This window comes from Hyphomicrobiales bacterium (assembly GCA_017642935.1).
Lineage (GTDB): Bacteria > Pseudomonadota > Alphaproteobacteria > Rhizobiales > MH13 > MH13.
Genome location: JAEPOK010000002.1, coordinates 653,483 through 665,710, shown reverse-complemented (window position 1 = coordinate 665,710; position 12,228 = coordinate 653,483). Strand labels below are relative to the sequence as shown.

Genomic DNA, 12,228 nt, shown 5'->3' with positions numbered 1-12,228 from the left:
CCACGCTAAAAAATCGCCTACGGTTTCTCCCAGAAGACCGCCCAACACCAGATCATCAAAAGCGTTCTCTGTTTTCGCTGAGACCTCTCAGCTCTTGATCAGAGGAGAACGACATGCGGATCAAAACACCTACTTGGCTACGCCTACTTATCCACCAAAACACATTTCAAAAACGCGCAGACAGCTTATCGCGAGGTTTGCTGTACACCTATTGGGCCTCAGAGCTGGATAGGCATGTCGCCTATCTTATGAACCCGAGCTACAACACCCGATGCCGAGACAAGCATTTCCCGGTGCTGTGGCGATTGGCGGAGCATTTCTTCGAAGCAGCCACCGAAGACTATCCCCTGCCGAAAATGTTTGGTCGGCATGATGTAGGCGAACGGCGCAAAGCCATGCACTCGATCTTCAATGTCTACGAAGCGTACTGCGAGGTTTATGGTGAGCCACCAGAAACGAGCCTGAATGACGCCAACGAGTTTAGGGCGATCATCGCTGAGATCGTGGCCTTCGATCCAACATGTTATGTACCCGAAGGCCTTATGCCGAAGGTTCGGTTACTCAAGTGATGAAACATGCGATCTTGCCGCACGATAGCCTGCAAGGTCGCCCAATTCCTGTTCAAGCCACCGCCCGATAGAGCGTCATCCGTGAAACGCCTAAATAGTCTGCGATTTGCGCCTTTGAATGCTTACCCGACTCGATCATCTGACGTGCTTCGATAATTTGGTGCGCAGCAAGCACCCGAGGCCTTCCGAGCGGCTTGCCTGCTTTACGGGCAGAATCCAACCCGCACATGGTGTTTTCGATGATGATATCGCGCTGGAACTCAGCAAACGCGGCGAAGACATGATAGATCAGCTTGCCGCCCGGCGTGGTCGTGTCGATCCCTTCCGACAGCGATACGAACCCGATATCATGTGTCCGGAAGTATACTAGCAGCTCAGATAAATGCTGAGTTGATCGTCCAAGGCGATCGAGCCGCCACGTGATCAGGCAATCCCCGGGCTTTAGATGGGACATGAGGTCATCAAGACCCTTGCGGCTGGATTTCGCCCCGCTCACTTTGTCTTCAAAGATGCGGTCTACTTTAGCGGCTTTGAGTGCGTCTCGCTGCGCCCGCAAGCGCTGGTCTTTAGTAGACACCCGCGCATAGCCATAGATACGCCCTGTCCGGTCTTTCAAGTGTTTCGTCAACATCGGCGGCCTCTGAAATTTGCGATTTCAGATGTCCCGATATCGATCCTTTTTGATGACATGGGTTTTGGGCGTTCGAACTTCACCCAAATCCGCCAAAAGGGCGGAAATGAGTCACAATATGCCTGTTTTGATAGATTCATAGCGCTTTGCCTTTCTTGTAACAAAATCAATCGCTTATGTTACACGCAAAAGCACTTGCACTATCAAGCCTAATCGCCCTTTCCGCCACACAAGGGTATGCACAAAGCCAGCCCGAAATCTCTCCGGAGATGGCAACGTTTATGGGGTGGGAGGAAAGTGCGCAGGATGCCTTCATCGCAAATGGAGTCGTGATGATCGCGGTTGTGGCAACGCAGGTTTCGCCAAACACCGCGCGCTGCATCAATGATTGGTATGGAAGCCAGCCTGATGCGCGCAAACAAGAAATCAGAAACATCATGGACGATTTTCGGCAGTTCACACCGGAAAGCGTCATCCTTGCTTATGTCGAGAAAGCTTGCGGGCAATTGCCGAGGCCGAACTGACTACATTTCCGGCATAGCTTGGCTGGAAAGATCGCGTTGATCTGACACGGTAGGCGCGGCACTTGGCGGGCCAGATATGAGTTGAAGATCGGACCTCGTATCCTGCACGATACCCTCAATCTCGTCTTCCAACTCGTGCAAGCGCTCGCGGCTCGGCTGCTCGGAGAGCTCTTCGCGGATATCGCCTAACCGGATTTCATTGCTGCGTGCGCGATCCAATACATCACGAGCGGCAACGGTTCGCTCTTGCTGCGCTCGGATCGTTTCAAGGTCAGGTTCATCGCCGCGCCAGATAATTGTGGCGGCCTCTTCATCGGTGAGGCGTCGGCCGCTTTCGATAGCAACAATATGCCCCTCTTCTGAGCGAGCAACCAATGTGCCGTCCGGCAATTGCGCCGCCTGCGCTTCGAGATCGTCCAGTCTGGCTTGTTCGGCTTCAAAGCGCTCGGTCGCCAGTGTGATCAATACGTCGACAGCGGTCTCTGCTTCTCCCAAACGTCCATAGGTGCGAGAAAGTAGTTCATCGTAGGAGATCGTCGTGAGAATGATGTCCAGCGCATCACTGCCCGCATCCTTGCCGCGCTTGTTGATTGGAAGCGCATCGGAGCCGAGAGCAGCAAGTTGGCTTGCATTCCTGCCATTGTCGAAACCGGATCGCGCAGCGTTTAGACCATCAAGCTCAATCGCCTGACGTTCGCCAGAAAGATCGCGTGATCTGTCATTAAAATCAGCTAAATAGCTGCGCATACACCCTCATATATTTGACTTATACTATTTTACAGAAATGTATTATGAAATACAAATTTCATTTAAACATCGATTTAACAAAATATTAATCATGTTTTACTATGTTATTCGTATATGGAATTTACGAATAAAGAGAAATATCAAGTCGAGATCGAGCGCGATTCAAAAACCGGGAACGTCATTGCCGAACGATGGTTCAATGAGGGTGGACAACTGCATCGAGTCGGCGGCCCGGCTGTTCAACAATTTAATGCAGAGAGCGGCGAGCTGATTGGGCTAACGTATTACAAGGATGACTCAACCAGTTGCCGGGAAGACGGCCTATCTTCAATGTCGATCGACTCGCAATCCGGCATTGTAACTTATGAAAAATGGAAAAACGGAGCCAATGGCGACCCAGAGGCCCCTTCGACCATTGCACGTAACGCAAAGTCTGGCACCGCAACGCTGCAGATTTGGGATGCAAATGAGCGAATGCACCGCGATGGGGATCGACCGGCCTGGTTAGTGATGGACCCGCAAACAGGCGTTGTGGTGGAGGAAGAATATTGGTTCGAGGACCATCTTCACCGGGAGAACGGGCCTGCCGTAATCCACCGTGATGCAGAGACCGGAGAGGTCTATCATGTCGAGTACTACAGAAACGGAAGCCCGGACTTGGATACCTATGAAGAGTTGGGCATTACACCGCCAGAATAAATAAGCTATCGTTCAAACAGCCTGCCTATCGCTGCTTATGGGGTTCTAATTGCTTCGTTTGGGGTATCAAGATTTTGCTTCGCTCATAGAGCATATCGACAAAAACATTAGTCAGCACGAAACTGAAAACCGTCTCACTCTTTTCAAGGCGATCTATAAGCAGGTTCAAAACTACAAGAATCGCAACACTTTTAGACATCCCGACGGCTCAGAGATCGAAGGGACGGCCGAACAGGTTCACCATGTTTTCTCAATGGTAGCCGCCGAAACCGGTCTAAGACCAAAAACGAAGACGCAGAGAGAAAGCGAAAGAGACCCGGTCGGAAACTCTCTCAATAGATACGAGCAGCTTCCAAAAGGTAATGGTAAAGGCGATTGGGACTTCACCACCGCGATCTATTATTGGTTTCACCTCGACGAGGCTCGAGTACCCTTTGCTGCACAAATTGACCAAGCCGTTTTTGGGCAACCACTCCATGTGCGTTTCAACCTTACGCGTGACGAATACACCCCGCTGATCCGAGACGAGCGGGATTTCAACATTGGTCCTTTGCTGTTCAGCTGTGATGCAGAGGCGGCAAGCCTACCGGAACTCTCTGAACCACTGGGCTCTATTCTCGATGCTGGGCAACCCAGCCCTGCAAAGGCGCTGTCTTGGCGGTACAGGCTGACCAAACTGGTGGGGCGCCATGCGGATGTGGACGCTCTGGTTAAGTGGGCTGAAGATTCACCGGGAGAGCTTTCGATCCGGCTCCTCAGCGGGGTTGGCGGTTCTGGAAAGACGCGTCTTGCCTCTAAGCTGGTCTCTCGGTTGAGCGCGAAAGGCCAAAAGTGGAACGCCGGATTTTTGGGTAAAGACAGCGATGGGGTCACGGCGTTCTTCACGCCAATGGACGGCGTGCTGCTTGTCATCGACGACCCTGAAGAACGCATGGGGTTTGTGCAGGCCTTAGTTGATGGCCTGCGCGACAGATCAGAGGCCCATGTTAGTGTCCGCATATTGCTGCTTTCTCGTTTGGATGAAGCGCATTGGAGACATGCATCAACTGCGTTGGGACACCGTTTTTCGGTTCAGCCCGCAAACGCAACGAGCGCGCTGGGCACCGAAGACGCTCATGCTCTCGTGAGCCAAGCGTTCAGCAAGCTCGTCGGCATGACCAATTCCGAACGGCAACTGCCAGATCATGTGCGAGATTGGCTGGAAATGGATGAGCAGCATTGTCTGCCGCTGTTTGCGACTGCTGCCGCTGTCCACGCGTTTTTGGTTCCAGATGACGCCTTCGGCCTGAACGGTGCTGCGGTTTTGGAAGCGCTAGCGCAAATCGAGATTGATCGGGTTCGTGCGTACTCAAAGAGCGTCGGTCTAGGAGATTACGGCCTTGAACGGCTTCTGGCTTTGGCCACAGTCTCACAAGAGGGTCTGAGTCAGTCAGCTATTGAGACACTCCGCGACAATGGACTGCCTCTCGACCTTCACGGTCAGGCGCTCATTGATGCTCTGGCCAAAACACCGTGGTGGGTTGCCGAGAACAATGCGCAGGACGGCGTTCTTGAGAAGCTCTCTCCCGATCGTATTGCGGTCGCGTTTCTGGCGCTCACCCTCTTGAACGCAAAAATATCTCGTTTGCCCGAATGGTTGGTTTTCGTCATGACCCCGCATGGTGCGGATGTCGGCGCTGTTGTGGGCCGATTGTTGTTCGATGTTTCAATTCACGGTGAGCGTTATCGTCGGGCCTTAGACCAGTTGATGCTGAAGATGCTCGACGCTGAGCATGGGGGCACGAAAGCTTTTCAGGGTGCCGCTTACCGCGAGCACACAAGCCTTTCTGCTCCATTTGCCATCAAGCTGATCTCTTCGATTATCGAGCACGCCGAAACCTCAAAAGAGAAAGCGAGCTTGCTGCACAGTCTTGCAAACAACCTTCAGAGTATTGGACGAAATGAAGAAGCTCTCAATGCTCACCAGCGTTGCATAATATTAAGACGCAGAGCAGCTTTTTGGCCTTGGTCAGACAACGCAGACAAACGCGCGTTGGCTATTTCCCTTGGCAACTATGCGAATTGCTTGGGTATGGTCGGTCAGACTGAGAAAGCAGCCGAGATTAGCCGACAAGCCCTGAAGTTGCGACGGCGTATCGCTAAGAACGCGCCGGACGAGGAGCGTCGTGGGCTCGCGATTTCCTTGACGAACGCTGCTGATCTCAAGATGGCAGAGGGGCAATCTGAAGAAGCTACTCAATTGGCCGCCGAAGCGGTCGCCATTCTTGAAGAGATACAGAAAAAGGAGCGTGGCAATGGTTAAGTCTGACCTCGCACGTGCACTGCATAATTTGGGCAAAGCGCAGGCTTTGAGCGGCGAGACGCAAGAGGCGCTGTCGAACATACAAAGAACTGTGTCCATGCGCCGGAAGCTCTATGCGGATGATCCGCACGGACATGGCAGAGATTTTAGTGACGCGCTCGTCAACCTCTCAACACTGGCCAGAAGCGCGAAAGATTTTGAGCTCTCGAAAAGTGCGGCCCACGAGGCACTGCTCATCTTCGAAGCATTGGATAGAGCGCAGCCGGAGCTTCACAAGCTGTCGCTTGCAAAGGCGCATGTGTTGTTCGGTGAAGCGTGCTTTGAACTTGGCGGTCTGCAAGACGCCTATAAGTCCGGTTGCGAAGCCGTGCGTCTCTACAAGTCTACTGATTGGCAGGCAAAGCCTGAAACAACGGCAGAACTTGCTGAGAGCTGGTTGCTCATCTCACACTGCTGGGGTGAACTCTCCCAAGCTGCAAAGGCGGTAGATGCTGCGTTGGAAGCAGTGGCTGTCCTAGAAGTCGCCAATGAGCACCCGGACTTGCAGTTTACATACATAAACGCCCTGATGGTCCTATCGGTGTCTTTTGCCGAACATGGCCAGAACGACAAATCGGTCTCGGTCTCTGGACCCACGGTGCAAAGACTTCGAGAGTTGAGACTTGAAGGTGTTCCAAAGGCTGAACGGGTTCTGCGGAAGGCGCTGGAGTTCCACTTGGAGCAACTTCGCGCCGTTGGAAACACGGACGATGCCGAGATCGTTGCTCTCGAAATTCAGGCGCTCGATCTCATCGATTCAGGAAAATAAGTAAAATTTTCAGAGTGTTATAGAGATTACCCCCTTTCTACCCTCTCGCTCCATGCCTGTGATCGGGCAGGTTTTCGAGGTCTAGACAGTCCATAGGCCTCAACCCGGAGAGCTCTCCACATTCTGTGGAGCACCCCATGAAAGGGAACCAAAATTTCTATCTCACAACGCCAACCACTCGAACGCCTGTTTGCCGGGAGACTATCCGCTCTCCTAGCAAGCGATTCATCAAGAACCCCGAATGGCTTGCCGAGCTTGCGCATTTCTATGTCGATCTCAATCTGTCCGGCGACGACACGGTGGATTGGATTTTGGACCAAATTTATCATGGTCATGATGGTGAACTCATCGACTACAACGGACATCGGATCGACAAGGCAAAATGGTTTGTCGAAGACGAGTTTGGCGAAGAGGCTCGTCGTTGGATCAACGCATTCAAACAACGGGCCTCATCACCGCAGTCCAATCGCCTGCAGGAAAAATGCGTAAACCGGGTGATGGCGATGTACTTTGCCCGTGACATTCATCTCGCACGCAGTACGTAGCGCGTAGGACTTGCCATAAAATCGAAGACGAAAAGCCCGCTGCACAGTGGGCTTTTCTGCATTGGTTTGGCGGAAATTTGCGCATGAATACCGCGATCGTTTCCCCTCGTTTTCTCCCAAGCAGGACCGCTTCACCTCTCAAGGTTGGACTACGACCATCGACCATTTGGCCATGTCCATGAGAGGTTCTCAATGTTTCTCGACAGCAAAAACAAAGACCGCTTGCGCTCCCTGTTCGTTCGAGCGGTTGAAGGATTCTCTAGCGTTTCCGCGCTTGTCATCACGTTTTTCGCGACACCGATACTAACGAACTGGTCCCACTTGTTTGTCGGTCAATTCACGGTGAACCACTACTCGCGCGACCTGCTAGCAGCCGTTGAGATTGCTTGGCTTCTAATAGTAGCCGGGCTTGTCTTTTTCGCCTCTCTTGCAAGTCTTTCGCTCGTGCTGATCGGCTTGGGGCTCAAGCTTTTTATGCGTTTTGTTGACTAGAGTTCGGAGCGGACAATGGGAGCCTTCAATGAAGAACATCGTTTCGGCTCAAGCCGTTGGGCCAACCGGCACCAGATACGCCGTGCGCGTTTGTTCGAGCGCAAGGGGCTGCCGATTGGCTACTTTGATGGCCACCCAATATTCTTAGATGGGGATGCACCGATGATTACCATCGGTGGAGCCGGGTCTGGAAAGTTCCGTGACTTGCTTGGCTATGTCGTTTGCAATTCTCCCGGGGAGAACATGATCGTTCTTGATCCTCGGGGAGAAGCTAATGCCGTCTCGCGGGGCATTCACGGCCCTAACGGAGACTATGCCTACAGCTTCAACCCAATGGGGATTGCAAGTCTTCCCTGTCACGCCTGCAACCCGCTTGATGTTCTTGATCCATCATTGCCGTACTTCCACTCGGATTGCAAAGCGGTCGCGGAAAGCCTGATTCCGCTGTCTGGTTCATCGAACGGGCAGTATTTTGAGATTGCGGCCCGGGTTTGGCTGGCAGCCATCTTGAAGCATGGCATTGAGCATCATGGGGCAATGTCGTTGCCTGCGCTTTACCGCATTATCAATGTCATTGAGAGCGATGGACAGGCGTGGGCCGCAATCCTTGAAACCATGCTTGCCTCTCAGTTCATGGAAGTGCGCCGGGTGGCTGGTGAAATGCTGGCTAAGCAGCAAGATGCGCCGAAGGAGTTCGGCTCGATCATGGGAGAGATTTATACGCATCTGAGCTTTCTGGATGATCCAAAGCTGGCTGACGCTTTGTCTCGCTCGGATATCGACCTACGTCGCTTTGCCGAGACATCCCCGCTCCACGGGATCAAGCTATTCGTCAATTGCCCGGCCGAATTTCTATCCCTGTGGTCACCAGCTATTCGCTTGATTTTCACTGTAGCGATGCAAACTAAATCACGCGCGCCATCTGCGCCGCGATTGACGCTGATCTGCGACGAGGCAGCCCAGCTAGGTCGCTTTGAAGCTTTGCTGAAGGCGTTTACCTATGGGCGTGGCGCTGGCGTGCGCGCATGGGCGATATTCCAAGACATCGGGCAAATTATCCGCAACTTTGGTCAAGCTGCTTTGCCAGGTTTTCTGGGTTCCGCCCAAATGCGCCAATTCTTCGGAGCGCGTGATTACGAAACTGCCCTACCAATATCAAACATGGTCGGAAACGAAACACTGACCTTCGATGATCAGCTAGCACAGCAACAGGCCCAAAGAGTTAAGCGTGATCAATTGCAATCCGTGCTTTTGGGTGGCTCTGATCTGTTCGAACTGGCCCACCACATCACCCATGCCGAGAGGGCCGCTAATCATCGCAGCAAGCAATCGCGAAGACTGATAAGTGCCGATGAGGTGTTACGGCTCCCTGAAGATCACCAAGTGCTGTTCGTCTCCGGCAAAAACCTAATGCCCATCTTGGCACAAAAATACCCGTACTTCACACGCCGGGAAATGGCCGGGCGTTATCTCAACAATCCGTATCACCCGCCTGCGGACAAAGTGCGTGTGCAAGGACGGTTCGGTGCGCGGTGGGTATCAATTGTTACTGAAGATGCGCCCCGAATTCTCCGCGATTTCCCCCAACATGCCGACGGCACTTGGTCATACGTGAAGGGTTACAAACCCAAACTCTAGATGACGGAGACCAACATGGACGATAACGCCACCAACCAAGATCAGGCGCAATCTGGAAAGGCATCAAGAACCGAGAAAGAGACAGCCCGTCCTAGCCATATCGCGTATCACGTGCGCCAAAACGGCGAAGACAAGGCATATTTCAACCGTGTCGGTTCTGCCTTTCCGCACAAGGATGGCGAAGGCTTCAACATCTTTCTTGATGCCATGCCCGTTGACGGAAGGGTCACGCTGCGGACTGCAAAAGAACGCTTACAGACTGCCAAGCAGGGCAAGGCCGAAAACAGCAATCAGCAGGAGCTCGAGATCGAGCGATGACCGACAAAAAAGCTTCAAAGAGCTTCGGTCACGCTTCAACTCCGATAGCAACACAAGCAAGGTTGGACGCGCTCAAAGCAGCGCGTCCCAAGCCAACCGTTGAGCGCCATCTGACGCCCGGAGGTGACCTAGAAATTCAATCAAAGCAGGCGGTGAACAGATCGCTTGAGCGCGATATCTCTCAAACTGCTTCGCGTCTCGAAAATGCTCGCCACCGCCTCAACGAAGGACGCGCCAAGACATGGGCCAAAGGCAAAGCAAAAGCGCGCTTCGAACGAAGCCGCTGAGCCAGCAAGTGCAACTAAGGCAGGGCAAATGGGCCGCAATTGACGTCGTGAATGAGCACCACTTGGTCTGGCATAGTCGAAAAAAGGGAGAGGTAAGTCTCGCCTTCAAGCGAACGCGGTCTGATGAGCTGATGCAAAGACTTCGATACAACAGAGGCCGCTGCTACAATCAACGGCACCGCGTTGAAGAACGCCTTGTCCGCGCTCAATCCGTAGTCTTCAGTATAGGTTTGGAAACGTTCCAAGCCCAATAAGCCCTCTATGCTGACCCTTACCCTAGGCCGGATACGTGTGGTTTGCTGGGGAAGAGCCAAAAGGTTCTGTAGGTCCTGAGCAGACAAATACAGATCAAACGTGCTTGCACCCTCTTCTGCCGGCTCGAAGTCTACAAGGACATAGCTCTCCAATGCACCCGGTCGTCCTAGGTTCGCCTGAATGTTGTAAAGCGTTCTGATGCCATAGCAGTGATTGTGATGTCTTGCGTTGCGCAGGACTAACATCGCTGCGGTTGCCGCGTTCCCGTACCAATCGAAATTTGGAGAGGTGTCCGATTTCGACGCAGCGTCGTGCAGGCGGTGGAAGGCATTGAGTACGGCAGCGTATCCGCCTTCGATGTTCCCGATAGCTTCATCGCGATCAAGCATCAGCAAGCCGCCGCGATTTGCTCTCAAATCGGCCTCGAGAAGAATTCTAAGACTATGGGCTAAATGATCGAAGGCGTTGCTAATGAGGTCATCCATGAGCAGTCAATATACCTAACACCGCTCGCAAACTGCAATGAATTGTATGCAGAGCTACAACATAGAATTTGAAATCGCTTCCACTTCGTTCCCCACTAACGATCAAGTTCGGGGACATCTCGTGGTGGCGAGCGTCCCTGATGACCTTGTCGTGCCCTGAATTGTTCTCGGGCGCGTTTCTGGTCGTCCCGCAAGTCTTTGAGTGTTTTGTTGTGTGTCTCACGCGCAAGCTGACGTCTTGCTTCCAATTCGCGGCGCTCGGCAAGTTGTTTGGCAACAATCCTATCGGTCTCCTGCCTGTCCCGCTCTTGCGCCTTTAGGCCCTCCATCTGGTTCTGTTGTTGGATTTTTGAGCGCTGGCCTGTCACCCATTGCCAAAGCCCTCTGAGGCCTGAATTCAGGCGCTCTGAGCGGGCTTTGGTTTCTGTCATCCATCGCGTGCGGTGCTGCTCATCAAGCGCTTTTCTGTCGGCCTGTTGTTGCGCGATCATCGCATTCTGGCGCTCGCGAAGTGCATCCATCGCATCATCGCGTTGCAATTTGGATTCCTTGGCATGCCGGATAAAGGCCTTGCGCATATCCTTGGCCATATCCCGCTTGGCTTCATCCACGCCCGGTAGTGTTTCATCCGGCTCGCCCAGCTTGGCACGAACATCCTTTGCCTTCTTGCCAACGTAACGAGAGATGCTCAGCACCTCGCCTTCGGGCGTGACGGCGACATGACCACGCCTGTCACCCTTGGCAAGCATATAACCGCGCTCTGACAATGCATGCGCAAAGGCAGCGGCGCTGTCGCTGGTCGCATAGGCATCTTGAATAGCACCCTTCAAATCGCGCGGGTCGATTTCCATGCGTTTTGCCTGCTGGTACTCAGCTAAGCTGAAACTGCGCGGGTCACCTGCACCTTTGCGGGCGAGACCGTCCGGCATGCGCCACTCATGTTCATGGTATAGCTCACGACTGACGCTCTGTAGCTTGAGCTTGTAGTGGGACAGGTTCTTGGCTGTCATTGTTTCGGCGTCAATACGGGACCAAACCGCATGCGCATGACGGCGTCCATCTTTCTCATGAAACACGATAGCGCGCGGTTGTCCCGTCAGACCGTTGACCTGCTCAACGCGCTCTATGGCGTCTTCAAAGCCTTGTATGTCCACCTCTTCATGCGATGGCGGGTTCAACGACACGGAGAACAGGTGCTTTCTGCATTTTGTTCCGCGCGAGATTGCATACGACTCTTCGAACGCACCTTCGAGGTCATCTGATAGAAAGCCGCGCAACTCATGAACTGAAATGTGCTCGTTCCCATCTCGGTCATTCAAAAGGTGCGTGGCAAGCTCCTTTGCACTGCCGCGTTCTGATCCGACAATAATCACAGGCTCAGCCTTTCTTCAGGCCAAGCGCCGCGAGTAGGATATTTTTGATTGTACGAATGTCATCGCACGCAAGAGCGATTTGCTGCTCCGTTTCTGGTGAGAGGGGAAGTGCGCCATGCCTTGCAAGCGCCTGCAATTCAGAGAGGGCTTGCGCTGCGCCGGATTGACCAAGAAGCGCAAGAATTCTTGCAAGCTCTGTTCTGGTTTCGCTCGGCGCATAGGTTGCGCGGCTTTTACGGGATTTCTGTCCGGCACGTTCCAACGCGCACTCGCGCACGAATGCGCTCAGAGATTTATGGCCTGCCGCCTGCTCAATCGCCGCGCGCTCGGCTTCGGTGAAGCGAACCGAAAACGGCTTGGTTGTTGGGCGGTTTGATTGCGGCATAGGTCGAGGAGTGCGGACCGCGTATTGCGATCCGCTTTGGGGTAAAATTGAAGATGTTGAAAACTAAAAAGGCGCGCTCACCGGATTGGGTGAAAGCGCGGCAAAGAATGGACAGGTGAAACGCTAAAGATCAGGCGTCAGATCGGGGGGCGCGATATCCTCATCGCAGT

15 protein-coding genes are annotated in these 12,228 nt (G+C 53.2%); 10 read left to right on the top strand and 5 right to left on the bottom strand.

Annotated features, from left to right (window positions below; all coding sequences use genetic code 11):
* Positions 1-113: 113 nt before the first annotated feature.
* Positions 114-569, top strand: coding sequence for a hypothetical protein (locus JJ917_12555; protein MBO6699656.1), 456 nt, complete (start codon positions 114-116; stop codon positions 567-569).
* Positions 570-621: 52 nt separating this feature from the next.
* Here the strand turns inward: JJ917_12555 and JJ917_12550 are convergent, their stop codons facing one another.
* The gene (locus tag JJ917_12550; GenBank protein MBO6699655.1) at positions 622-1,200 is read right to left on the bottom strand and encodes a recombinase family protein; all 579 of its coding nucleotides are present in this window, start codon (positions 1,198-1,200) and stop codon (positions 622-624) included.
* Positions 1,201-1,376: 176 nt separating this feature from the next.
* Here JJ917_12550 and JJ917_12545 point away from each other — a divergent pair, with 176 nt between their 5' ends.
* Positions 1,377-1,724, top strand: a complete 348-nt coding sequence (locus JJ917_12545) for a hypothetical protein (protein MBO6699654.1) — start codon at positions 1,377-1,379, stop codon at positions 1,722-1,724.
* Here JJ917_12545 and JJ917_12540 read toward each other — a convergent pair whose 3' ends face one another.
* A complete protein-coding gene (locus JJ917_12540) occupies positions 1,725-2,471 on the bottom strand; it encodes a hypothetical protein (GenBank protein ID MBO6699653.1) in 747 nt (248 codons plus the stop codon). It abuts the gene before it with no gap.
* A gap of 114 nt (positions 2,472-2,585) precedes the next feature.
* Between JJ917_12540 and JJ917_12535 the strand changes: the two genes are divergently transcribed.
* From JJ917_12535 to JJ917_12500, 8 genes are all read left to right on the top strand, one after another.
* Positions 2,586-3,170: a hypothetical protein gene (locus JJ917_12535; GenBank protein MBO6699652.1), complete on the top strand. Its 585-nt coding sequence runs from the start codon at positions 2,586-2,588 to the stop codon at positions 3,168-3,170.
* 49 nt (positions 3,171-3,219) lie between these two features.
* The gene (locus tag JJ917_12530; GenBank protein MBO6699651.1) at positions 3,220-5,472 is read left to right on the top strand and encodes a hypothetical protein; all 2,253 of its coding nucleotides are present in this window, start codon (positions 3,220-3,222) and stop codon (positions 5,470-5,472) included.
* The gene (locus tag JJ917_12525) at positions 5,465-6,280 is read left to right on the top strand and encodes a hypothetical protein (GenBank protein MBO6699650.1); all 816 of its coding nucleotides are present in this window, start codon (positions 5,465-5,467) and stop codon (positions 6,278-6,280) included. Before JJ917_12530 ends, JJ917_12525 begins: the two co-directional genes overlap by 8 nt.
* Positions 6,281-6,417: 137 nt before the next feature.
* On the top strand, positions 6,418-6,825 hold the full coding sequence (locus JJ917_12520) for a hypothetical protein (protein MBO6699649.1): 408 nt from the start codon (positions 6,418-6,420) through the stop codon (positions 6,823-6,825).
* 192 nt (positions 6,826-7,017) lie between these two features.
* Complete coding sequence (locus JJ917_12515; protein MBO6699648.1) at positions 7,018-7,317, top strand: hypothetical protein; 300 nt, start codon at positions 7,018-7,020, stop codon at positions 7,315-7,317.
* A gap of 15 nt (positions 7,318-7,332) precedes the next feature.
* Positions 7,333-8,955, top strand: a complete 1,623-nt coding sequence (locus JJ917_12510) for a type IV secretory system conjugative DNA transfer family protein (protein ID MBO6699647.1) — start codon at positions 7,333-7,335, stop codon at positions 8,953-8,955.
* Positions 8,956-8,970: 15 nt separating this feature from the next.
* A complete protein-coding gene (locus JJ917_12505; GenBank protein MBO6699646.1) occupies positions 8,971-9,273 on the top strand; it encodes a hypothetical protein in 303 nt (100 codons plus the stop codon).
* The gene (locus JJ917_12500; protein ID MBO6699645.1) at positions 9,270-9,560 is read left to right on the top strand and encodes a hypothetical protein; all 291 of its coding nucleotides are present in this window, start codon (positions 9,270-9,272) and stop codon (positions 9,558-9,560) included. The genes JJ917_12505 and JJ917_12500 overlap by 4 nt, the downstream gene beginning before the upstream one ends.
* Before the next feature lie 14 nt (positions 9,561-9,574).
* Here the strand turns inward: JJ917_12500 and JJ917_12495 are convergent, their stop codons facing one another.
* The 3 genes from JJ917_12495 to JJ917_12485 form a co-directional block, all read right to left on the bottom strand.
* On the bottom strand, positions 9,575-10,300 hold the full coding sequence (locus JJ917_12495; protein ID MBO6699644.1) for a hypothetical protein: 726 nt from the start codon (positions 10,298-10,300) through the stop codon (positions 9,575-9,577).
* Between the two features lie 95 nt (positions 10,301-10,395).
* Positions 10,396-11,673, bottom strand: coding sequence for a relaxase (locus tag JJ917_12490; protein MBO6699643.1), 1,278 nt, complete (start codon positions 11,671-11,673; stop codon positions 10,396-10,398).
* A gap of 4 nt (positions 11,674-11,677) precedes the next feature.
* The gene (locus tag JJ917_12485; protein ID MBO6699642.1) at positions 11,678-11,935 is read right to left on the bottom strand and encodes a hypothetical protein; all 258 of its coding nucleotides are present in this window, start codon (positions 11,933-11,935) and stop codon (positions 11,678-11,680) included.
* Between the last annotated feature and the right edge of the window lie 293 nt (positions 11,936-12,228).

What these genes read in the sequence shown, in the direction of transcription:
- JJ917_12555 (MBO6699656.1), top strand. Translation starts at nt 114, where the DNA reads ATGCGGATCAAAACACCTACTTGGCTACGCCTACTTATCCACCAAAAC.
- JJ917_12550 (MBO6699655.1), bottom strand. Translation starts at nt 1,200, where the DNA reads ATGTTGACGAAACACTTGAAAGACCGGACAGGGCGTATCTATGGCTAT.
- JJ917_12545 (MBO6699654.1), top strand. Translation starts at nt 1,377, where the DNA reads ATGTTACACGCAAAAGCACTTGCACTATCAAGCCTAATCGCCCTTTCC.
- JJ917_12540 (MBO6699653.1), bottom strand. Translation starts at nt 2,471, where the DNA reads ATGCGCAGCTATTTAGCTGATTTTAATGACAGATCACGCGATCTTTCT.
- JJ917_12535 (MBO6699652.1), top strand. Translation starts at nt 2,586, where the DNA reads ATGGAATTTACGAATAAAGAGAAATATCAAGTCGAGATCGAGCGCGAT.
- JJ917_12525 (MBO6699650.1), top strand. Translation starts at nt 5,465, where the DNA reads ATGGTTAAGTCTGACCTCGCACGTGCACTGCATAATTTGGGCAAAGCG.
- JJ917_12520 (MBO6699649.1), top strand. Translation starts at nt 6,418, where the DNA reads ATGAAAGGGAACCAAAATTTCTATCTCACAACGCCAACCACTCGAACG.
- JJ917_12515 (MBO6699648.1), top strand. Translation starts at nt 7,018, where the DNA reads ATGTTTCTCGACAGCAAAAACAAAGACCGCTTGCGCTCCCTGTTCGTT.
- JJ917_12510 (MBO6699647.1), top strand. Translation starts at nt 7,333, where the DNA reads ATGGGAGCCTTCAATGAAGAACATCGTTTCGGCTCAAGCCGTTGGGCC.
- JJ917_12505 (MBO6699646.1), top strand. Translation starts at nt 8,971, where the DNA reads ATGGACGATAACGCCACCAACCAAGATCAGGCGCAATCTGGAAAGGCA.
- JJ917_12500 (MBO6699645.1), top strand. Translation starts at nt 9,270, where the DNA reads ATGACCGACAAAAAAGCTTCAAAGAGCTTCGGTCACGCTTCAACTCCG.
- JJ917_12495 (MBO6699644.1), bottom strand. Translation starts at nt 10,300, where the DNA reads ATGGATGACCTCATTAGCAACGCCTTCGATCATTTAGCCCATAGTCTT.